The organism is Williamsia maris, from assembly GCF_024171815.1.
Lineage (GTDB): Bacteria > Actinomycetota > Actinomycetes > Mycobacteriales > Mycobacteriaceae > Williamsia_A > Williamsia_A maris.
This window is the reverse complement of sequence record NZ_JAMTCJ010000002.1, coordinates 757,361-779,067: the sequence shown is the minus strand read 5'-3', so window position 1 is coordinate 779,067 and position 21,707 is coordinate 757,361. Positions and strand designations below refer to the sequence as shown.

The 21,707-nt window shown below is 68.9% G+C and carries 16 protein-coding genes; 11 read left to right on the top strand and 5 right to left on the bottom strand.

Annotated features, from left to right (window positions below):
- Nucleotides 1–4: 4 nt before the first annotated feature.
- Nucleotides 5–1,534 carry an adenylate/guanylate cyclase domain-containing protein gene (locus LX13_RS10640; RefSeq protein WP_253661297.1) on the bottom strand — a complete coding sequence of 510 codons (1,530 nt, stop codon included), beginning with the start codon at nt 1,532–1,534 and terminating at the stop codon, nt 5–7.
- A 136-nt stretch (nt 1,535–1,670) separates the two neighbouring features.
- Between LX13_RS10640 and LX13_RS10635 the strand changes: the two genes are divergently transcribed.
- From LX13_RS10635 to LX13_RS10625, 3 genes are read left to right on the top strand one after another with little or no spacing between them, the layout of a single operon-like run.
- Nucleotides 1,671–2,567: an AurF N-oxygenase family protein gene (locus LX13_RS10635; protein ID WP_372499869.1), complete on the top strand. Its 897-nt coding sequence runs from the start codon at nt 1,671–1,673 to the stop codon at nt 2,565–2,567.
- 4 nt (nt 2,568–2,571) lie between these two features.
- On the top strand, nt 2,572–2,976 hold the full coding sequence (locus LX13_RS10630; RefSeq protein ID WP_253661295.1) for a hypothetical protein: 405 nt from the start codon (nt 2,572–2,574) through the stop codon (nt 2,974–2,976).
- A complete protein-coding gene (locus tag LX13_RS10625) occupies nt 2,973–3,491 on the top strand; it encodes a hypothetical protein (protein ID WP_253661294.1) in 519 nt (172 codons plus the stop codon). The genes LX13_RS10630 and LX13_RS10625 overlap by 4 nt, the downstream gene beginning before the upstream one ends.
- Here the strand turns inward: LX13_RS10625 and LX13_RS10620 are convergent.
- The 4 genes from LX13_RS10620 to aroQ form a co-directional block, all read right to left on the bottom strand.
- Nucleotides 3,488–3,862: an SRPBCC family protein gene (locus LX13_RS10620; protein ID WP_253661293.1), complete on the bottom strand. Its 375-nt coding sequence runs from the start codon at nt 3,860–3,862 to the stop codon at nt 3,488–3,490. The genes LX13_RS10625 and LX13_RS10620 overlap by 4 nt on opposite strands.
- 60 nt (nt 3,863–3,922) lie before the next feature.
- Nucleotides 3,923–5,497, bottom strand: coding sequence for a hypothetical protein (locus tag LX13_RS10615; protein WP_253661292.1), 1,575 nt, complete (start codon nt 5,495–5,497; stop codon nt 3,923–3,925).
- Nucleotides 5,494–6,393: a phosphatase PAP2 family protein gene (locus LX13_RS10610; RefSeq protein ID WP_253661291.1), complete on the bottom strand. Its 900-nt coding sequence runs from the start codon at nt 6,391–6,393 to the stop codon at nt 5,494–5,496. Before LX13_RS10610 ends, LX13_RS10615 begins: the two co-directional genes overlap by 4 nt.
- A 258-nt stretch (nt 6,394–6,651) precedes the next feature.
- A complete protein-coding gene (gene aroQ / locus LX13_RS10605; protein ID WP_253661290.1) occupies nt 6,652–7,098 on the bottom strand; it encodes a type II 3-dehydroquinate dehydratase in 447 nt (148 codons plus the stop codon).
- A 170-nt stretch (nt 7,099–7,268) separates the two neighbouring features.
- On the opposite strand from aroQ, the gene LX13_RS10600 reads away from it, so the two are divergent.
- The 8 genes from LX13_RS10600 to LX13_RS10565 all read left to right on the top strand — a co-directional run bounded on the left by LX13_RS10600 (nt 7,269) and on the right by LX13_RS10565 (nt 21,706).
- The gene (locus tag LX13_RS10600) at nt 7,269–10,586 is read left to right on the top strand and encodes an arabinosyltransferase domain-containing protein (RefSeq protein ID WP_253661808.1); all 3,318 of its coding nucleotides are present in this window, start codon (nt 7,269–7,271) and stop codon (nt 10,584–10,586) included.
- Nucleotides 10,587–10,654: 68 nt separating this feature from the next.
- Complete coding sequence (locus LX13_RS10595; protein WP_253661807.1) at nt 10,655–13,966, top strand: arabinosyltransferase domain-containing protein; 3,312 nt, start codon at nt 10,655–10,657, stop codon at nt 13,964–13,966.
- 76 nt (nt 13,967–14,042) lie between these two features.
- Nucleotides 14,043–17,303, top strand: coding sequence for an arabinosyltransferase domain-containing protein (locus tag LX13_RS10590; protein ID WP_253661289.1), 3,261 nt, complete (start codon nt 14,043–14,045; stop codon nt 17,301–17,303).
- Nucleotides 17,304–17,679: 376 nt separating this feature from the next.
- Nucleotides 17,680–18,651 carry a cytochrome c oxidase assembly protein gene (locus LX13_RS10585; RefSeq protein WP_253661288.1) on the top strand — a complete coding sequence of 324 codons (972 nt, stop codon included), beginning with the start codon at nt 17,680–17,682 and terminating at the stop codon, nt 18,649–18,651.
- A gap of 121 nt (nt 18,652–18,772) precedes the next feature.
- A complete protein-coding gene (locus tag LX13_RS10580) occupies nt 18,773–19,522 on the top strand; it encodes a hypothetical protein (RefSeq protein WP_253661287.1) in 750 nt (249 codons plus the stop codon).
- 164 nt (nt 19,523–19,686) lie between these two features.
- The gene (locus tag LX13_RS23470) at nt 19,687–20,538 is read left to right on the top strand and encodes a cytochrome b/b6 domain-containing protein (RefSeq protein ID WP_308214730.1); all 852 of its coding nucleotides are present in this window, start codon (nt 19,687–19,689) and stop codon (nt 20,536–20,538) included.
- Entirely contained in the window at nt 20,535–21,236 is a 702-nt protein-coding gene (locus LX13_RS23465; protein ID WP_253661286.1) for a molybdopterin-dependent oxidoreductase, read from the top strand. Before LX13_RS23470 ends, LX13_RS23465 begins: the two co-directional genes overlap by 4 nt.
- Nucleotides 21,233–21,706: a hypothetical protein gene (locus LX13_RS10565; protein ID WP_253661285.1), complete on the top strand. Its 474-nt coding sequence runs from the start codon at nt 21,233–21,235 to the stop codon at nt 21,704–21,706. Before LX13_RS23465 ends, LX13_RS10565 begins: the two co-directional genes overlap by 4 nt.
- Nucleotide 21,707: the final 1 nt, after the last annotated feature.

Sequence of the window (21,707 nt, the reverse complement as noted above, 5' to 3'; positions counted from 1 at the left end):
GAACTCAGCTACGGGGTATCGCCAGCGACGTGGGTTCCGACCGACCGCGCAACGTCACCTCGTCGACCACCGACCAGTGCTGGGTCTCGTCGACCGCGGCCGCGTCCAGCGCATCGGATGAGGCGACCACCCGGCTGTCACGGTCCTTGGCCAGATCGCTGAGCCGGGCCGCCGCATTCACCGGATCGCCGATCACGGTGTACTCGAACCGATTCGCCGCCCCGACGTTGCCCGCGAGGCACGACCCGAAGCTGACGCCGATGCCCGCGTCGAGCCGACCGTCGAACGGGATCGCCTGCGCGAGGGTCCGCGCGGTCCGGAGCGCGGCACCGGCCGGATCCTCGTGCGGTAGCGGCGCCCCGTAGACCAGCAACGCCGCGTCGCCCTCGAACTTGTTCACGAACCCGTCGTGGCGTGCCGCCGTCTCGACCACGGTGCCGAAGAAGTCGTTGAGGAGGTTGACGATCTCCTCCGGGGAGTGGGTCTGCGCCAGCGACGTCGAGCCGACCAGGTCGATGAACAGCACCGCCACCTCACGGATCTCGCCGCCCAGGGTCGGCTCCTCCTTGAGCGCACGCGCGGCGACCGCGTCGCCGACGTGCATGCCGAACAGCGTGCGGATGTGTTCGCGCTCGCCGACGGTGGCCGCCATCCGGTTGAACCCGACCTGGAGCCGGCCGATCTCGGAGCCGTCGTAGACCGGGACGCGGGTGTCGTAGCTGCCGCGCTCGACACGGTGCATCGCGGCGATGATCTGGGTGACCGGGTCGGCCACCGAGCGTGCGGCCAACAACATCCCGCCCGCCCCGACGGTGAGCGAGATCAATGACAGCGCGAGCACCGCGGCGGCGATGTCGTCGCCGGGCCGGATCACGATCTCGAGCAGCCGCCCGAGCGCGATGAGACCGGCACCCACCAACGGCACCGCGGTCGACAATCCCCACATCGCGACAAGTCGCGACGTCACCCCGGGCGCCGTGTACCGGCCGGGGACCCCGCGGATCATCACCTGCGCGGTGATGGGACGCAGGATCCGTTCGGCGACGACGTAGCCCATCGCGCATGTCGCGGCCCCACCCAGGCCGACCGCGAGCGCGATGACCACCAACAGGTTGACCCCGCCGTCGCCGATCCCGTTGACCGTCACGAACACCAGGAGTCCGGTGATCCACAGCGTGGCGTTGACGGCCACCTGCCGCGCCGGGAGCCGCAGTACCGCCTGATATGCGCGGATGTCGGGGACGCCACCGGCGCCCAGCCATTCGAAAGCCGGTGCGGCCACGCCGATCCCGAGCGCGAAACCGATGACGACCGCAACCGGCAGATAGGCGCCGAACGTGATGAAGTTGCGCGCGGAGAGGACCGCGGCCGGGTCGATGGGGAGCGGGAGGATGAAGCGGATCAGACCGAAGACGATGACTGCCCCGATCACGTTGGCGGTCACCATGCCGACCGCGTAGAGCTGGACCGGTCGATGCTCGAACGCGCCCCTGATCCCGCGCCACCTGCTCCCGACGACCGCATCCGATGTCATTGACGAATGATCACATACCCACCGCGACGAACTGTTTACAAGTGTTCACCCAGCGCGTACCTTGACAATGAACGATGGTGACAACGGTCATAGTCGAATCGTCTGGAGGTGCACGATGACAGCGACGTCGGAAAGCATGGGAGAGACACGGCTCGATCAGGGCCCGCAGGAGGTCTCCGACCGGCTGATCGCCTCGGCGGCCCGCCTGTCTCGCAACGCGATGACCGAGATCGACTGGGACCAGCCGATGGACCCCGATCTCTACGGCTGCAGCCCCGAGTGGTGCACCCTCTACGGCACCGAGCTGTGGGAGGAGATGCCCCTCGAACAGCGCATCGAACTGACCCGCCACGAGTCGGCGTCGGTCGCCACCAACGGCATCTGGTTCGAGATGATCCTGCAGGAGATGGTCATCCGCGATCAGTACCTCGGCAAGTACCACACCCCCGAGTTCCAGTGGTCGCTCATCGAGATCGCTGACGAGGCGCGGCATTCGCTGATGTTCGCCAAGGGTTCCGACAAATTGGTCGGCACCTCCTACCGCCCGTCGAAGTTCGTGGGACTCCTCGGCAAGGGCTTCATGATGTTCGCGCGTGGCGAGGTCGCCTACGGCGGCATCCTCGTCGCCGAGGAGGTCCTCGACGTCCTCCAGCGCGGCTGTATGAGCGACCCCCGCGTCCTGCCGTTCGTCCGCACCATCAACGAGATCCACGTTCTCGAGGAGTCGCGGCACATGAAGTTCGCTCGCGAGGAGGTCCGCGAGTCGATGAAGAACGTGGGCTGGATCCGTCGGCAGATCAGTGCGCTCATCATCGCCATCGCCGGCTTCGTGATCGTCTCGAGCCTGCACTCACCCGACGTCTACGCGAACACCGGACTCGACCGCAAGCGCGCGATGTCGGCGAAGAAGAACAACAAGCACTTCCACTCGATGATGCGCGGCAGCTGCGTGCACCTCATCGAATTCCTCAGCAGCGTGGGGCTTCTCACCCGCCCAGCGGCGTTCTTCTACCGTCGCGCGAACCTCTACTGAGACGGTGGGGGCCGCTGTGAACCAGCCGTCGAGGTCCGGTGACGCCGACCGGAACGCCCATCGGTTGGACACCATCGTCAACAAGTCATGGGCCGACGTGATCGCGTTGATGCGTGGCGAGATCGCCGCGGTGTCCTGCGATTGTCTGCTGACGGGGGCCGGCGCACCGGTGTTCCCGAACTCGCCCGACGAGCCGTTCCGCACCGACGAGGTCGCGTCCCAGCATCTCGTCGCGCTGGGTCGGCTCGACCAGGCCCTGGTCCAGGTCGAGCAGGCGTGGAACGCCGTGTGCCGCACCGTCGAACCGGCCCCACGTGAGCTCGGCCCCTACGGTCGCGCCAGGGTCCGGCCGGCACCCGACGCGCGCACGAAGAGGTCAGCACCCTCGCGCGCCCGAACGGCTCGATGATCTCTGCGCTGACGGATCGGCAGCGTCGGTTGCTCCTGGATCACTCCTGGGCCAACCATGCGCGTGCTGTCGACGACATCGACGAGCGCGGCGGCGATCCGGTCACCGTGGGCGGCTGGTGGTATCTGTTCGACCGGTTACCACCGTGCACGTACGGCCAGGACGCGGCCTGGCGTCGGATGGTCGCGCGCTCGTTCGCCGATCTGGCCACCGATCTCGAGGCCGGAGAGCTCCCGCATCCGCGCACGACGGCGGAGCAACTGGCGCTGCGACTGATCATCGCCGACGCCGCCGAGGCCCACGCCACCGGCGAGATCGGTGACGACGTCGCCCGAATGGATCCCGATCCTCGCGACGGCGAGTGGACCGCGGTCGTCGCCGGACTGATGAACGACCCTGCCGTGGCGGCTTTCTACGATCCGCAGTCGGTCGACGCGTGGCTCAAGCTGATGCCGCTGGACTCGTGGTTCACGCCGGACGATCCGACCTACGCCCGCGGCGGCGATCGGATCTAGCGTTCCAGCGCGAGACGCTCGATACGCGGCAGCGCCAGAGCCATGACGCTCAGGTAGGCCGGCGCCCAGATCGGCACACCGAAACTGAGGACGCAGCCGTCGCGCACCGGGATGACCTCGTGCCGGGTCGCGGGGACCCCGAGCACGCGCCACGCCCACACACGGCCGTCGATGAACTCGGTGATCTCGAACGGCAACGGGACCCCGACCGCGGTGATGACCTTGCCCCGCGTACCGGAGGCGAACGGTCCCGGGGTGTCCAGGGTCGCCCCCGCCACCGTCGGACCCCACACCGGCCAGGCGTCCAGGTCGACCAGGACGTCCCACACCGCGCTCGACGGCGCGGCGATGGCCAGGTCGACGGTGGGCATACGGTGACGGAATCCAAGACGCATACACACGACGCTAGTCAGTCGCGTGCGTCAGTGCGGTCAGCGGCAGCTGGGCGACTGCTCGGCGAGTACGCCGCGGACGCTCAACGGGCCCTCGAGGGTGTAGGTGCCCGGGGTCGGTGCCTGCACGGTGATCCACCCGTCCGGGGTCTGATCGATGCACGCCGTCATCGTCGGATCGGTGATGCTGCGGGCCACGAGGTAGCGGTTGGGACGGATCTGAATCGGGTGCGCGGCGGTGTCGGGGACATCGACCACCATCGTCGACGGGGTGTCGGTGACCAACCGCAACGGGGGCGCGACGATGGTTGCCGGGTTCGCGACCCGATAGAGCGTCCACTCGTCGTTGGACCAGACCTCGCTCAGATACGGCAGCCCCGAATTGACCAGCGCCGCTTCCTTCTTGCCCTGTCGCAGCGGGGTGTCGGAGACGGCGACATAGGACACGGCGTTGTCGCGCAACCAGGTTCGGTACGACGTCGGGGTGAGCGCGTCCTGGTCGTAGAAGATCGGGTTGAACCGGGAGTCCGACTGGTTCTCCCACCCGCGGGCCAGTTTCACCAGCGACCCGAGCTCGTGCGACCCGGCGTGCGTCCCCGCGTCGACCAGCTCCACGCGGTGGTTGACCAACCCTGGCCCACGCAGCAGCGCCAGGCGCAGCGGCTCGTAGTTCTTCTCGGTGTCACCGGCGTCGGCGACGGCCACCTGGTCGGCGACGGCCACGAACCCGGCATAACTGACCGCCGGCACGAGCGCGATCAACACCACCAGCAACGACTTCCGCGAGAAGTACAGACACAGACACGGCAGTATGAGACAGAAGAAGCGGCTCAGGTTGGACCCGACCCCGTTCGGGATGGCGAAGACCACGATCGCGGCGACCATGGCGAGAGGCGCGATCCAGCGCTCGGGCGGCGACGTCAACGCGATGCCTGCCCCGACACCGATGAGCAAAGCCCAGAACAGCGTCGTCCACGGAAAACCCTGTGCACCAGGCGCACCGAACAACGCGAACGGGACGATGACCCCGAGGGCCGCTCCGACGAGAACACTCCACACCGCGCGAGATCGATACGCGCCGAGCAGGAACGGTACGGCGGCGAGACCGACGAACGCCGGGGCGAGGGGGCTGGCCAGACCGGAGACCACCAGGACCACGGCGCACAGGGTCAGTCGTCCGTGCTGCAGGAGCAGGACGGCGGCCAGTGCGATCGCCGCCCCGACGGCGAAGGCCACGCGGCCGGACATCATGTTGAGGACCGCTGCGATGACGATGGCCCAGGTGAGCAGCGTGGGCCGGGTCGCGTTGCGCGACAACGGGTACGCCATGACCGCGATGGCCAGGGTCGCGATGGCCAGCAGCGCCAACGATCCGGTGATCGCGGAGATGGCGGGAACGATCAGCGAATAGCTGCCCGGCGAGACCCCGCCGTACCAGCCGAACCAGTAGCCCAGACCGACGCCGGAACGGGCGGCCTCCTCGCGGGCGATCGCCGCCTGGAGATCACCGAGGGTGGGACTGAGTGCCCAGAGGACGACGGTCGCGACCACCGCCGCCGCCAGTGGGAGTGCCATCCGCCAGCGTCGTTGCTCGGCGGCGACCCCCACGCTCATTCGAGCGTCGCCGCACCCGCACGTCTGCGTCGGACTCGTGCGATCCACAACCATCGGACACCGAACACGATGCTCGCGCCCGCAGCCAATGTGGCCAGGCCTGCGAGGACGTCGAGGATGAAGTGGTTCCCCGAGCCCATCACGACGAAGAACGTGGTGAACGGATAGATGAGGCCGAGGATGCGCACCCACATCCGACGCGCGAGGAAGAACAGCGTCAGTCCGCACCAGGCCGCCCACGCGCAGTGCAGCGACGGCATGGCCGCGTACTGGTTGGAGATCGCGTCGGAGCCGGGGGTGCCCGATTCCGGCCACCATCCCCACGACGCGGTCTGGCTCATGATGTCGACGAAGCCCTCGGTGGTGAGCAGCCGGGGCGGTGCCGTCGGGTACCAGTAGAAGCCGATCAAGGCGAGCACCGTGGTGGTGATCAGCACGGCACTGACCTTGCGGTAGTGCGGCTTTCGGCGGAAGAACAGCCAGATGAGTACGCCCGGGGTCACGATGAAGTGCAACGTCGCGTACTGCAGCGCGACCACGTCGGCGACGATCGGGGTGTGGTGCACCCAGTCGTTGAGCGGGCGCTCCAACGCGATGTGCCAGGCGTCCTCGATGCGCAGGAGCTCATAGCCGTTGGCGAAGGCCTTGTCGGCGACCTCGCCGACACTGTTGCGGATGGCCGAATAGATCGCGTACAGCCCGCCGATGAGGAGCAGCTCGACCCACCATCGCGGCTGCGACATGTACTTCACGACGGTCGACAGCACGTTGAAGCGGGAACGGGCCAGATCGGACTCGAGAGCGCGCAGCCGGGCGTCGTCACCGGTGGACGCGGTGGTCTTCGCAGACTCCGACGAGGGATCCGTCAGATCGCGCGAGGTATCAGCGGTCGACATGACGTGGCTCCCGCATCGGTCCTCCAGATCACCGGTTCACCTGGTCGTCCAGGTGGCGGCCGGTTCGCTCGCACCGCCGCAGAACTGCCCATCTGGACAGCATTGCGAGAAATACTAACGGAGGATGCGGGGTATCCCACCCATCACGCCTCGGCAAACAACGGCTGAACAGGACCGATTGGTGCACATTTCATCCTTGAGGACGAGACGCGTGGCAGGTCAACGGGCCCCGGTCGTTCGCAGCGCTTGTGACTGAGATCACTCGTCGGCGAGCAGCTGCGCGACCCTGCGCAGCGCGAAGTCGTATCCCTGCACCCCGCAGCCGGCGATGACCGCGGCGGCGATGCCCGACACGTACGAGGTGTGGCGGAACTCCTCACGCGCGTGCACATTGCTGATGTGCACCTCGATCACCGGCACGTCGGGGATCACCAACGCATCGCGCAACGCCACCGACGTGTGCGTCCACGCACCCGGGTTGATCACGATCGCGTCGAACTCCCCGCGGGCCGCGTGGATCCAGTCGAGCATCTCGCCCTCGTGGTTGGTCTGCCGCGCCGAGACGGTCAGTCCCAGCTCGGACGCCGTGCGCTCGGCCAGTGCCACGACGTCGGCCAGCGAGGCGGCGCCGTAGACCTCGGGCTGCCGAACCCCGAGCATGTTGAGGTTGGGCCCGTTGAGGAGCAACACCCGATGCGTGGACATGACGCTCACCTTAGGACGAGGACCGCGAGAACAACGGGACCGGACACCCCGCCGGACAGGGTTCGTAGTTAACATCATCGTTTGTGCCCGATGACCCCAGCAGGCCCGTGACGGGCGCATCCGTTCCCACGGACACCCCCGAGCGCGCACCACGGTCGCGGCCGGACCGGATCCGCATCGCCAAGATCGTCGCCATCGTCGCCGGGTTGCTCGGCTTCGTCCTGGCCCTGGCCACCCCGCTGCTGCCCGTGAAGCAGACCACCGCCCAGATCAACTGGCCGCAGGTGACCTCGTCGACGCAGCAGATCGGGTCGGTCTCCGCGCCGCTCATCAGCTACGTCCCCATCGACGTCGAGGTGTCGGTGCCGTGCTCGGCCATCGGTCAGCTCAGCAGCCCCGGGCAGTCCGTCCTGGTGTCCACGACGCCCAAGGACGCCCCCAAGGCCGTCGAACGCGGTCTCTTCATCCGCACGACCGGCCAGGCCACCGATCCGCCGGCCCAGCGGTCGGTGGAGGTCGTGGTCCGCAACGTCCCGCTCGTGAGCGCGTCGCTGGCACAGATCCAGTCGCAGAACTGCAGGAGCATCGACGTCACCGCCACCTCCGACGCGGTCACCGCCACGTTCGTCGGCATGACCGACGAGGACGGCGCGCCGCTGACCGGTGCGACCTCCGACGGTGACCAGCGACCACAGCTCACCGGCATCTACACCGACCTGACCACCACCGCGGGTCAGGTGGACGGCCTCACGGCACACGCGACCATCGATTCGCGTTACTCCACCGGTTCGACGGTCATCAAGTGGACGGCGATCATCGTCGGCGTCATCGCGACCCTGGTGGCGCTGGCGGCGTTGAGCATCCTCGACGGCACCGACGGCCGCCGACACCGCCGGTTCCTGCCCGCCCGCTGGTGGCGGTTCAACCCGCGCGACGCGGTCGTCGTCGGCGGTCTGATCGTCTGGCACTTCGTCGGCGCGAACACCTCCGACGACGGTTACCTGCTGACGATGTCGCGGGTGGCCGAGCACGCGCACTACACGGCCAACTACTACCGCTGGTACGGCGCGCCGGAGGCCCCGTTCGGCTGGTACTACCAGGTCTTCGGCTGGCTGGCCCACGTCACCACCGCCAGCCCGTGGATGCGTCTGCCCGCGCTGCTGTGCGGGATCCTGGTGTGGCTCATCATCTCCCACGAGATCCTCCCCCGCCTCGGCCGCGCGGCCATCACCAACCGCCTCGTCCCGTGGACCGCAGCGTTCGTGTTCATGGCGTCGTGGTTCCCCTTCAACAACGGCCTGCGCCCCGAGCCGATCATCTGCCTCGGCGCGCTGCTGACCTGGTGCTCGGTCGAGCGCGCCATCGCCACCGGGCGCACGTTGCCCGCCGCCATCGCCTGCACCGTGGGCGCGTTCAGCCTCGCCGCCGGTCCGACGGGCCTGATGGCCGTCGCCGCCCTCATCGCGGGCGGGCGGCCGATGGTGATGTCGATCATCAAGCGCAGCAAGGTGATCCAGGGTGACCCGAAGGAATCGGGGGCGTTCTCCCGCGGGAGACTCCTCGCCTATCTGGCGATGATCGCCCCGGTGCTCGCCGCGGGCACGTTCGTCATCTTCGTGGTCTTCTCAAATCTGACGCTCACCGCGTTCGTGCAGGCGTCGAAGATGAAGACCGCGCTGGGACCGTCGCTGAGCTGGTACAACGAGATCAACCGCTACTCCGCGCTGTTCGAGTTCTCGGCCAACGGTTCGGTCGGCCGCCGCTTCGCGGTGCTGATCATGTTCGTCGGTCTGCTCGTCTCGGCCACGATGCTGTTCCGCAAGAACCGGATTCCCGGCACCGCCGTGGGCCCGACCCGCCGCATCGTCGGGATCACGTTCGCGTCGCTGGTGTTCCTGATGTTCACGCCCACCAAGTGGACGCACCACTTCGGTGTGTTCGCCGGACTGGCCGCGGCCCTGGCCGCCATCGCCGTGATCTCGATGAGCGCTCACGCGATGCGGTCGCGGCGCAACCGCACCCTGGTGACCGCTCTCATCTTGTTCGTGACGGGTCTGTCGTTCACCGGCCCGAACGCGTACTTCTACATCTCCAACTACGGCGTGCCCTACGGCTCGCAGCCGGTTCGCCTCGGTGTGGCCCTGGGCAGCCTGCTGCTCTACGCCAGCGTCCTGACGCTGGTCCTCGCCGGGTGGTTCCACCTCCGCGACCCCTACCGCGCACCCGCGGCCGAGCGGCCGGCCCCCGCCGGGTGGCGCAGCGTCCGCGGAGCCCCGCTGTTGGTGATCGGTCTGCTGCTGGTGGTCTTCGAGATCTCCACCGCCGCCGTGTCCGGCATCAACCAGAGCGGTTCGTTCTCCGTGCCGACGTCGAACCTCGACGCGCTCGCGGGCAAGCCGTGCTCGATGGCCGACAAGGTCCTCGTCGAACCGGACCCGAACGCGGGCCTGCTCACGCCGATCGATCGGCGCAGTCCCGACCCCCTCGCCGGACCGGCCCCCGCCGGCACCGAGGAGAGCCCGGCCCTGACCAGTGGGTTCACCCCCAACGGCCTGCCGATGACGCTCGATTCCGCGGCGAGCGCCGACTCGCTGGGCGTGCTGAGCTCGAACGTGGCCGCGTCCCCCGACGTGCTGACCAACAACACCGGCGGAACCGGTGGCGGCGAGAACGACCAGCCGGGCGTCAACGGCAGCACCGCGAAACTGCCGTTCGGCCTCGACCCCGCCACCACCCCGGTCCTCGGCAGCTACTCGTCCACCGACCAGGTGCCGGCGCGACTGACCTCGTCCTGGTACCGACTGCCCGCAAAGACGTCGAACACACCGCTGGTGACGATGGCCGTCGCGGGCAGTTACGACGGCAAGGACCTGAAGCTCGAGTACAGCACCGACCCCGTCCGGTCCGACGGCACCAGCCGCGACACCGACTTCACCTCAGCGGGTGAGGTCGAGATGATCGATCCCGGGCCGAGCCCGTCCTGGAGGAACCTGCGGGTCTACCGCAGCTCGTTCCCGGCCGACACCACGGCCGTGCGCATCGTCGCCAAGGACGAGAACCTGGCCTCGGACCGCTTCATCGTCGTCAGCCCGCCCCGGGTGCCGAAGTTGGAGACCCTGCAGTCACTGGTCGGCGATTCCGCACCGGTCCAGATCGACTGGACCTCCGGGTTGGCGTTCCCGTGCCAGCGGCCGTTCGACCACCGTGACGGCGTGGCCGAGATCCCGCAGTGGCGGATCATGCCCGGCGCCGACCTCTCCGCGGCCGTCTCGGCGTGGCAGGACTCGTTCGGCGGCGGACCGCTGGGCTGGATCGAGGTCGCACTCGACTCGACCACCGTCCCGAGCTATCTGACCAACGACATCGGTCGGGACTGGGGCTCGCTCCTGCGGTACGAGCCGTTCAACGACACGACCCGGCTTGCGCAGCTGGAACTCGGTACCGCCACCCGATCCGGACTGTGGAGTCCGTCGCCGATCCGCTACTGATCACCGGCCGCCGCATCGGGGAGATGCGGCGGTCTCAGGTCCATCGCATAGCATCGTTGCTCGTGCCGATGACTGCCCGACTGTCCAGTGCGACAACCGCTCGCCTGGTGGCCGTGACAGCCGGTTTGGTCGGCATTTTCCTGTGTGCGCTGACCCCGCTGCTGCCGGTGAACCAGACCACGTCCAGCTTCGACTGGCCCTCGGGGCAGTCGTTGTCGCCGGACACCCCGTCGGTGGTCGCACCACTGACCGCCCAGACGCCACAGGCGCTGCAGGCGTCGATCCCGTGTTCGCTGTTCAGTTCGCTGGGCACCGACGGCGGCGTGCTGCTGACGACGATGCCGACGAACGCCGACCGCGCCGCACAGAAGGCGCTGACCATCTCGGCGAACGCGTCGACGGTGACCGTCAGCTTCCGCAACTCGGTCGCCGCGACCGCGACGCGCGAGCAGGTCGCGTCGCCGCAGTGCCGCTCGCTGGACGTCTTCTCGCGCAGCACCGGGCCCGGCGCGCAGTTCGTCGGTCTCGGACCGTCGACGACGCTCGAGCCCGACAAGCGCCCGCAGGTCGCCGGGATCTACAGCACGCTGAGCACCCCGCAGGTGCAGGCGGCGGCCGGGCAGGGCCTGCGGGTGCACGTCGACATCGACAACCGCTTCGCCAGCACCCCGTCGGGCATCAAGCTCGCCGCGATGATCCTGGGCATCCTCGCGATCGTCCTGGCCCTCGCCGCACTCGCCCGCCTCGACTGGCTCGGCGGCTACCACCGCCGGATCGGGGTGCGCTCGTGGGCACGGGTCCTGGCCCCTCGCATCAGCGACATGGCCGTCACCGCCGTCCTCGCGGTCTGGCTGTTCCTCGGCGCGGGCACCCCCGACGACGGCTACATCCTCACGATGGGCCGCGCCGCCGAGTCCAGCGGCTACCTCGCGAACTACTTCCGCTTCTTCAACGCCCCCGAGGCCCCGTTCGACTGGTACTACAGCCTGCTGTCGCACTGGTCGCAGGTCTCGACCGCCGGCGTCTGGATGCACATCCCCGCCCTGGTCGCCGGACTCGTCTCCTGGTTCGTGCTGAGCCGCGTGCTCCTGCCGCGGATGGGCGCGGCGGTCCGACGCAGCGGATGGGCCATCTGGGCGGCCGCCGCGGTCTTCGTCGCCTTCTGGCTGCCGTTCAACAGCGGGCTGCGCAGCGAGCCGATCATCGTCGCCGGATCCCTGCTCACCTGGTGGGGCGTCGAACAGGCCATCGCCACCCGCCGCCTGCTGCCCGCAGCGCTCGCGGCCGGTGCGGCCGGGTTGACCCTCGCGGTCGCACCCCACGGCATCATCGCGGTCGCCCTGCTCGTCGTCGGCGCCCGACCATTGCTCAAGATCCTGCTGGCCCGACGCCGCGAGGCCGGGCTGATCGCACTGCTGGCACCGGTGCTGGCCGCGGCCGCGTTCACCGTGCTGGTGGTGTTCCGGGATCAGACGCTCGCGACCGTGTACGACGCGGTCCGGATCCGCTACACGGTCGGACCGACCATCTCCTGGAACCAGGAGTACCTGCGGTACTACTTCATCACCGTCACCACCGAGGACGGCGCGCTCACGCGCCGCGTCCCGCTGCTCCTGCTGGTGGCCGCACTGTTCGTGGTCCTCGCGGTGATGCTGCGACGCAAGCGGATCCGCGGCGTCGACCCGGGACCGGTGTGGCGTGTCATCGGCGCGAGCCTGCTGACGATGCTGTTGCTGTCGTTCACCCCCAGCAAATGGACCATCCAGTTCGGCATCTTCGCCGGCTTCGGTGCGGCGCTCGCGGCCGCGGCGACCCTGGCCGTCGCCCAGTCGGCCGCCCGATCGTCGCGCAACCTCTCGGTGTTCGTCTCCGGACTGCTGTTCGCGCTGGCCGCGGCGATGGCGGGCAAGAACGCGTGGCCGTGGGCGTACGACTTCGGGATCTCCTGGTTCGACCGGGCGCCGGTCGTCGCCGGACAACAGGTCTCGACCATCTTCCTGATCCTGGCGGTGCTCGCGGGCGCGTTGGCCGTGTGGCAGCACCTGCGTCTGGACTTCTCCGCCAACCGAGGCCTCGCGCACGCCGAGGCGACCGAGGTCAGCGACGCCGAGCACATCACCGACACCGGCGACCGTCGTCGTCTGGTGCTGGCGTCCTCGCCCATCGCGGTCATCGCCGCGCTCATGGTCATCTGCGAGCTCGCGGTGTTCGCCAAGGCCGCGGTCAGTCGCGGTGACGAGTTCACCGTTCTCGGCGCCAACGTCCGCGCGCTGAAGGGTGAGACGTGCGCGATGGCGAACAAGGTCCTCGTCGAACCCGACGCGAACCGCGGCACCCTGCAGCCGGCCGACGGGAAGACCGCCTCGGCCGCCCTCGCCGGCACCGGCGCGGTCGGCTTCACCCCCACCGGCGTCGCCGGCGACCTCTCCCCGGAGCCCGGATCGTCGAAGCCGGGACAGATGAACGTCGCGGGCAGCGTGGCCAAGCCGTTCACGATCAGCGGCGGCTACGCGGGCACGCTCGGCGGCAACGGTCCCCGCACCGTCAACGGCTCGACCGCTGCGCTGCCGTTCGGACTGAACCCCGACACGACCCCGGTCATCGGCTCGTTCGGCTACAACTCCGGCCAGGCGTCGCTGACCACCGACTGGTACACCCTGCCCGCCCGTACCAGCACTCCCCTGCTCGTCATCAGCGCCGCCGGCGCGATCTCGTCGGTGGGCCAAGACGGCGTCAGCGTGTTCGGCCAGAAGCTGAACGTCGAGTTCGGACGGCCCGGTCCCGCAGGCGAATTCGAGCCCGTCGGTGCGTCGTTCATGCCGATCGATCCCGGACCCGAGCAGCCCAACCGGCCGTGGCGCAACCTGCGCGTGCCGATGTCGGTGGTCCCGCCACGCGCCACCGTGATGCGTCTGGTCGCCGTCGACAACAACGTCAACAGCGATCAGTGGCTCGCCGTCACCCCGCCGCGTGCCGCGCAGTTGCAGACGCTGCAGCGCGTGGTCGGGACCAGCGACCCCACCCTGATCGACTTCACCGTCGCGGCGCAGTTCCCGTGCCAGCAGCCGATCACCTCGACCGCGGGCGTGATGTCGGTGCCGCGCTGGCGCATCCTGCCCGACCGCATCACCGCGGTGTCGCAGTCGAAGACATGGCAGGACGCCGACGCCGGCGGTTTGCTGGGGGTCTCCGACGCGACCGCACGCGCGACGACGGTGCCGAGCTACCTCGACAACGACTGGTACCGCGACTGGGGTTCGTTGGAGCGGCTCACGCCGTTGGCGACCGACGCGGCCACCGCGCGGATCTCGACCGGAACAAACGATCGCTGGGGTTGGTCCCGGGAGGGTTCGATAAGGGTGGTCTCGACCGATGACTGAAGCCACGCCCGCGAAACCTGACGGCGACGTCGATTCCACAGCGACGCAACCGCCCTCGCGCGGGAAGAGGATCCAGATGACCCCGGAGCGCTACCGGTACGTCAAGATCGCGTCCGCGGTCACCGGTCTGCTCGGTTTCCTGCTGGCACTGCTCACGCCGCTACTACCGGTCAACCAGACCACCGCGGAGCTGTCCTGGCCGCAGGGTCAGGTCAACAACGTCGCCGCGCCGCTGGTGTCGTTCGTCCCGATCGACATGAACGTGTCGGTGCCCTGCTCGCTCGCCGCGAGCCTGCCCGCCTCGGGCGGCAACCTGCTCTCGACGATCCCCACCGACGGCGCCGACGCCAGCGCACGCGGCCTGTTCGTCCAGGTCTCCTCGGACACCATCCAGGTGACCGACCGCGGCGTGGTGCTGCTGAACACCCCACGTGCTGCGGCGCAGTCGAATTCGTCGTGTGTGATCACGCTGCGCTCCGACGGCGAGCGCACTCGCGGTGAGATCGTGGGGGCGAGTGGCGAGGGCCAGCTGACCTTCGACGTGGCCGACCCGAACCTGCGCCCGCAGATCGTCGGCGTCTACACCGAACTCCCCTCCACCGCGTCGTCGCAGGGGTTGTCGCTGCGGGCCACGATCGACACCCGCTTCGTCACCACCCCGTCGACGCTGAAGTTCCTCGCGATCGTCATCGGCATCGTGATGACGGTGCTGTCGCTGATCGCGCTCGGCATCCTCGACGCCCGCGACGGCCGGGGCAGCAAGCTCCGTAAGTTCCTGCCCGCGAGCTGGTGGCGGGTCCGCCCGATCGACGGCGTGGTGTTCGTCCTGCTGGGACTGTGGTGGTTCCTGGGCACCAACACCTCCGACGACGGCTACAACTTCTCGGTCGGCCGGATCGCCGCGAAGGCCGGATACGCCGACAACTACTACCGGTACTTCGGTGTGCCGCAGGACCCGTTCGGGTGGCACTACCAGGTGATCGGCGCGATGACGCACGTCAGTCTCGCCGCACCGTGGATGCGCCTGCCCGCGTTCCTGCTCGGACTGCTGGGCTGGTGGCTGATCAGCCGCGAGGTCATCCCGCGCCTGGGCCGCACGGTGCGCCACAGCACGCCCGCCCTCTGGACCGCCGCGATGGTGTTCCTCGCCATCTGGCTGCCGCTGAACAACGGGTTGCGGCCCGAGCCGGCCATGGCCGTCGGCGCGCTGCTCACCTGGTGTTCGGTGGACCGATCCATCGCCACCGGCAGGTTCCTACCGCTCGCGATCGCCACCGTCGTCGCCGCGTTCACCCTGGCGCTGGCCCCCGGCGGTCTGATGGCCGTCGCGGCCCTGCTGGCCGGCATCCGGCCGCTCATCACGCGACTGGCCCGACGCCGACATCGGGACGGCATCCTGCCGCTGGTGGCGCCGATCCTCGCCGCGGGTACGGCGGTGCTCTACGAGATATTCGCCGACAACACGCTGTCGGGTGTCATCACCGCGTCGACCGTCAGCAGCAAGGTCGGTCCGACGCTCGAGTGGTGGCAGGAGCCGGTTCGCTTCTACTACCTGATGCTGCCGACCGTCGACGGCTCGCTGACGCGACGCTTCGGTGTGCTGATGATGATCCTGTGCCTCGGCCTCGTGCTGTTGGTCATGCTGCGCAGGCGTCGCCCGGACGGCATCGCCAAGGGCCCGGTGTGGCGACTCATCGCGGTCATGTTCGGGACGATGTTCTTCATGGCGTTCACGCCGACCAAGTGGACGCACCACTTCGGGGTCTACGCGGGCATCGCGGGTGCGGTGGCCGCAGCGGCCGGCGCCATGGCGGCCCCGGCACTGCTGCGCCGACGTCGTAACCGCACGCTGTTCGCCGCCGCCGCGATCTTCGTCGCGGGTATCTCCTTCATGGGTCCCAACGGCTGGTGGTTCGTCGGCAGCTTCGGCATCCCGTGGTGGGACCGCACGCCGGTCATCGCCGGGATCAAGATCGGCTGGTTCATCCTCGCGCTCGCCGTCGTGGTCGCCCTGGTCGGACTCTGGCAGCACTTCCGCGACGACTACGTGAGCGGTGACGTGGTCGTCGGCACCGAGGGCGGACGCTTCGGCTGGTTCCGTGGCGCCACGCTGCCTCTCATCGTCGGACTCGTCGTGCTGTTCCAGGTGCTCTCGTTCGTCAAGGGCGCCTACTCACAACGGGATTCGTTCTCGTGGGCGTCATCCAACGCCCGTGCGCTGAGCGGAAACATCTGCTCGCTCGCCAACGACGTCCTGGTCGAGCCCGATCCGAACCGTGGGCTGCTGCAGCCCGCTGCGGTCGCCGGTCAGCAGAACGTGTCGGCCAGCACCGCGCTGGGTGGTCAGGGATCCTCCGGGTTCACGCCCAACGGCGTCCCCGACGACCTCTCGGTGGACTCCACCGAGGACGACAGCGACACCGCGTCGGCCCAGAACACCGCACAGAACAGCGCCGGTTCCGACGACACCTCCGGCAGCGACTCGGTCGAGGGTGGCACCGGTGGCGGTCAGGGTGCCCGCGGCGTCAACGGATCGACGGTGCGTCTGCCGTTCGGCCTGTCGCCGGCGAACACCCCGGTGCTCGGCAGCTACGGCGGTGGCGGCGGATCGCTGACCTCGGACTGGTACCAGATGCCGAAGCGTTCGGGGGCCGCGCCGCTGCTGTCGGTGTCGGTGGCCGGTGCGGTGGAGGCCATCGACGGCGTCAACGTCGTCCATCCCGGGCAGAAGCTACGCATGCAGTTCGGTCGGGTCGGGGCCAACGGCGTCGTCACCCCCGTCGGTCAGATGTCGCCCATCGACATCGGCGAGGCGCCGACGTGGCGCAACCTGCGGTTCCCGCTGGACGAGTCGCCCGGCGGAGCGTCGGTGGTGCGGATCCTCGCGGAGGACACGTCTGCGGCGTCGGACCAGTGGATCGCCGTCACCCCGCCGCGCATCAGCACGATGCGCACGCTGAACGAGGTCGTCGGGACCACCGATCCGGTCTTCATCGACTGGCTGCCCGCGTTCGTGTTCCCGTGCCAGCAGCCGATGGCGGTGCGTCACGGCGTCGAGGAGGTACCCAAGTGGCGCATCCTGCCCGACGCCAACGCGACCCGTCAGAACAGCCAGACGTGGATGTCGGGCAAGGCCGGCGGACCGCTGGGACTGACCGAGGCGATGCTGCGGCCGACCCTGCTCCCGACCTACCTGCGTAACGATTGGGGCAAGGACTGGGGCTCACTGCAACGGTTCACCCCGATCGATCCCGCGGCCACGGCGAAGCTGACCATCGGCGACGCCACCCGGTCGGGACTGTGGGATCCGGCGCCGATGCGGTCAGTGGGGTACTGACGGACTCGCTGCGCTCGTCCGCCGAGCGTGCCCTAATTACGCGTCGAACGTGCCGTTGCTGACGCCTGCCGGCTCACGTTGGCACGCTATCGGGCCGTTCGCATCGCGCCGGGAGCGTGCGAACAACACCCCACGGTGGGAATGGCTCGAGCGCACGTTCGGCGGGTCGGTTCGGCACAGTCGGCGGGCAGTTTCGGCCCACTCGGCGGGTCGGTTCGGCACGCTCGGCGGGTGGTTTCGACACGGTCGGCGGGTGGTTTCGACACGGTCGGCGGGTGGTGACGTGGCTCGCATCTCCCGCGGGTGCGCGCCGCGCGACGAATCGGACAGGCGGATAGTGGAGTTCAACCGACCGAAGGCCTGACCCATGTCTCCGATGACCCGCCCTGACCTGCTGTCCGACTGGACGATCACCCCTGCCTGGTGGGCGGTCATGGTCGTGACGACGGCGTTGTATCTGATCGGCGTGCGACGTGCGGCACGACAGAGTTCGTCGGCCTGGCCCGTCTACCGCACCCTGAGCTGGTTCGGCGCCATGGTGGTCCTCGTCGTGGCGCTGAACTCCGGCGTCGCCATGTACTCGCACCACCTCTTCTGGGTGCACATGCTGGTGCACCTGATGCTGATCATGGTGATCCCGCTGCTGCTGGTGGTCGCGCAGCCGATCCGCCTCGGACTCGACACCCTCGGTCCGACGGGCGCGCAGCGACTGCGCGGGTTCATGACGCACCGCGTGACCCGGTTCTTCACCTCACCCGCGTTCTCGGTGCCGCTGTACGCCGCAGTCCTGGTCGGCACCCACCTCACCGGGTTCCAGCAGGCCATGAGCGAGAACATGTGGATCCACGAGACCGAGTCGGTGGTCTACCTGGTGAGCGGCTATCTGCTGTTGCTGCCGACGATCGGCGGCGAGTTCAGCGGCCACGACCTGTCGCACCCGGTGCGGTTCGTGACGCTGCTGATCTCCATGGGTCCCGACACCCTCGTCGGCGTCATCCTGATGCTCACCGACCGCCCGATCGCGCCGGCCTACGGTGAGTCCCGGATGGGGTGGGGCCCCGGCGCGCTCGCCGACCAGAACATCGCGGGCGCCATCATGTGGTTCGGCGGCGACGGGCTGATGATGCTGCTGCTCGTCCTGGTCGCGGGGCAGTGGATCCGCGCCGAGACCAACCCCGACCCGGACCGTCCTCGACGTCAGTCGTGGCTCGACAGCGCGCGTCGGTCGGCCACGATGGGCGAGGACGGCGAGTCCGACGACATCGACAGCGACGAAGCCGCACTCGCGGCCTACAACGCCCGTCTGGCCAAGATGTACGGCGACGAACCGGCCCCGCGCAGGCGCTGAACTCGCACCGACGTACCGTTGTTTGTGCAAAGTAGCTGGTCAGGACGCTGCACACCCTGAACTTCCTGCTACTGTTGCGCGACTCGTGTGGGGGTACACGGTCGGGCGCGAGGAGAACCGTGTGAGTGACCAACTCGACTACGAGGCGACCAAAGCGGCTCTGCGCGCCCAGATCACCGCCATCCCCGCCACCACCGCCGGCATCTCGACGCGGGCACGTACCTGTCTCGGTGTGGTGTCATCCCTCGTCGTCGTCGCGTGTGCCGTGGTCCTGACGATGTGGGTCACGAGCGATCCACCCACGGCCTCGGTGACGATGGTCCCCAGCAACGGCCACGTCGGCTCGACCACATCGCGAGCAGCGGCGACCACGGGCGTGATCCCGGGGGCACCCACCCTGCTCGGCCGGACCGCGGTGATCCACGCGGACGGCAGCATCACCGGCCTCGACGCCGCAGGGAACCTCGTCACCATCGCCGCCCCGTCGGCCGAACAGACCGCCGCGGTACTCGCGATCCAGCGCACGCCCGGAACGAACACGGCCGCCCCGGTTCGCCCGGTGACCGCGGCGATCTCCCCGGCGCGCGGCGCGGCGACGCGGTCGACCGCGTCGCAGTCCGGTGGGAGCGGATCGGGCGGGGCTCCAGTCGCGCCCCCGTCGAACCCTCAGCCGACCGATCCGCCCGTCAATCCGCCTCCGGCGACACAGCCGCCGGCGCCGAGCCCGCCCGCGACCACGCAGGAGCCCGCGCCCACGCAAGATCCGACTCCGACCCGGGATCCGTCACCGACCGCCGACGACCCCGCACCGGAGGACCATTCGGGCGGAGATTCCGCAGGCGGCGGCGGCGGCGGCGGCGACAACCCGTGACGCGGACACAGATGTCTCTCGCATCAGCATGCGCGCGCCTCATCGCCCGATCGTTCCGCGTATGCGACACCGGGCTGCACGCTTCAAATGTGTCCGAATACTGACAAACGGCCAGGTCCCATCGTTACACCAAGCCGCACACGCACTCGGTGCGAATATGGGGTGTGACCACAACGCCCCCCGACCGTCCGGACGAGACCCCCGTGGTCCCGCCGCGCGATGACGAGGGCACCGAATCCGCCTCGGACGAGACAGCAGGCGTGAGCGCGCACCCGACGTCCGGCCGAGGCCGCGACCCGGTCGGTGCCGGAACCCGACTCGCCCGCCGGATCATGGGCGTGACCGTCAGCGAGGTCCCCGTCGCGCGGCGTACTGACAACGGCGGACGTATTCGCGAACTCGTCGGTGTACTCCTCGCCATCGGATTCACCGAGGCCCGCACCCCCGACCACGACACCACCTCGCGCAGCCCGCGCATCACCGCACGCGTCGGCCTGATGCTCGGCATCTGCGTCGCCATCTGCTTCGCGACGGGGCTGCTGAGCCACTGGATCCAGCACCCGCCGAGTTGGTTCTACTTCCCGTCGGACCCGCCGTGGCTCTACCGGTTCAGCCAGGGTCTCCACGTGATCACCGGAACCGTCGCCATCCCGCTGCTCCTGATCAAGCTGCAACTCGTCTACCCGAAGCTGTTCGCGCGACCGGTGATCGGCACACCGCTCCGCGCACTGGAGCGCCTGTCCATCGCCGTCCTCGTCAGCTCGATGATCTTCCAGCTGTTCACCGGACTGATGAACACCGCGCAGTTCTATCCGTGGAAATTCTTCTTCACCACAACGCATTACGCGATGTCCTACGTGATCGTCGCCGCGCTGATGGTGCACATCGCGGTCAAGCTGCCGATCATCCAGGCCGCCTTCACGAGCCCTCTGGAATCCACCGACAAGATCCACAACCACCCCGTCGCGAAGGAGACCGAGGCCACCGAGGCCCCCTCCGAGGAGGTGACCGGGTGAGCGACACACCGGCGGACGAGAACGCGCCCACCGAGCGGGCCGTCCCCCGCGATCCACCGCCGCCGGAGTACGCGCCGTTCGTCGATCCCGGCGCTGCGCGGATGCACCGAGGGGTGTCCCGGCGGGCGATCCTGCGAGGCGCATTCGTCGCCGCAGGTCTCGCGGTGTTGGCGTTCGCGGGGCAGACCGTCCCGTTCCTGCGCTGGATCTCCTTCCTCGCCCCGCGCTCCGGGGAGGGGCCGCAGGGGGTCCCGATCAACCGCACGGCTGCGGCGGCCGGCGTCGTCGACAGTGCGAGCGCACCGGACTACACACTCACCCTCGCCGCGAACGGGAAGACCATGGAGCTGACCCTCGACCAGCTGCGGCAGCTACCCCAACACGACAGCGATCTCCCGATCGCCTGTGTCGAGGGATGGAGCGCGCAGGGCACGTGGCGCGGGGTTCGGGTGCGCGACCTGGTCGAGATGGTCGGCGGCGACACCAGCCGTGACGTCCGCTTCGTGTCGCTGGAGCGCGGCCTTTACGGCGTCAGCGTCCTGCCCGCCAATTTCGCGCGGAACCCGTCCTCCCTCGTCGCCCTGGAACTGCACGGCGAGACCCTCACGATCGACCACGGTTTCCCGTGTCGCCTGATCACCCCCAACCGGCCGGGCGTCCTGCAGACCAAGTGGCTGACCCGGATCGAGATCACATGACCGTCCGCGCCATACGTCTCGTCCTGATCCTCGCGGCGCTGCCCATCGGCTGGTACGGGCTGTCGCTGATGTGGGACATGACCACCGCCGACAAGACCTCGATCGTGGTGTGGCTCATCGGCGGACTCATCGCCCACGACGCCATCTTCGCGCCGGCGTGCATCGCCGCAGGCCACGGGGTGAAGACGATCCTCCCGCAGCGATGGTGGCCGCCGGTTCTCGCCGGGGCGTCGGCGACGCTGCTCCTGCTGCTGCTCGCGTTCCCCGTCATGTACCCACGGCCGCAGTCCAAGATGGCGCCCGGCAACGAGGAGAACCAGACCATCATCGACCGCCCCTACGGGCTCGGTCTGACCATCGCCCTGCTCGTGATCTGGGCCCTGGTCATCGTCTTGGTCGTCCGGAACCGCCATGCCCCCACAGCCGACGAGCTCGCCGAGGGGTCGCGGCCGGAGCACTCCGACCACTAGG

What these genes read in the sequence shown, in the direction of transcription:
- LX13_RS10640 (WP_253661297.1), bottom strand. Translation starts at nt 1,534, where the DNA reads ATGACATCGGATGCGGTCGTCGGGAGCAGGTGGCGCGGGATCAGGGGC.
- LX13_RS10635 (WP_372499869.1), top strand. Translation starts at nt 1,671, where the DNA reads ATGGGAGAGACACGGCTCGATCAGGGCCCGCAGGAGGTCTCCGACCGG.
- LX13_RS10625 (WP_253661294.1), top strand. Translation starts at nt 2,973, where the DNA reads ATGATCTCTGCGCTGACGGATCGGCAGCGTCGGTTGCTCCTGGATCAC.
- LX13_RS10620 (WP_253661293.1), bottom strand. Translation starts at nt 3,862, where the DNA reads ATGCCCACCGTCGACCTGGCCATCGCCGCGCCGTCGAGCGCGGTGTGG.
- LX13_RS10615 (WP_253661292.1), bottom strand. Translation starts at nt 5,497, where the DNA reads ATGAGCGTGGGGGTCGCCGCCGAGCAACGACGCTGGCGGATGGCACTC.
- LX13_RS10610 (WP_253661291.1), bottom strand. Translation starts at nt 6,393, where the DNA reads ATGTCGACCGCTGATACCTCGCGCGATCTGACGGATCCCTCGTCGGAG.
- aroQ (WP_253661290.1), bottom strand. Translation starts at nt 7,098, where the DNA reads ATGTCCACGCATCGGGTGTTGCTCCTCAACGGGCCCAACCTCAACATG.
- LX13_RS10595 (WP_253661807.1), top strand. Translation starts at nt 10,655, where the DNA reads ATGACTGCCCGACTGTCCAGTGCGACAACCGCTCGCCTGGTGGCCGTG.
- LX13_RS10590 (WP_253661289.1), top strand. Translation starts at nt 14,043, where the DNA reads ATGACCCCGGAGCGCTACCGGTACGTCAAGATCGCGTCCGCGGTCACC.
- LX13_RS10585 (WP_253661288.1), top strand. Translation starts at nt 17,680, where the DNA reads ATGACCCGCCCTGACCTGCTGTCCGACTGGACGATCACCCCTGCCTGG.
- LX13_RS10565 (WP_253661285.1), top strand. Translation starts at nt 21,233, where the DNA reads ATGACCGTCCGCGCCATACGTCTCGTCCTGATCCTCGCGGCGCTGCCC.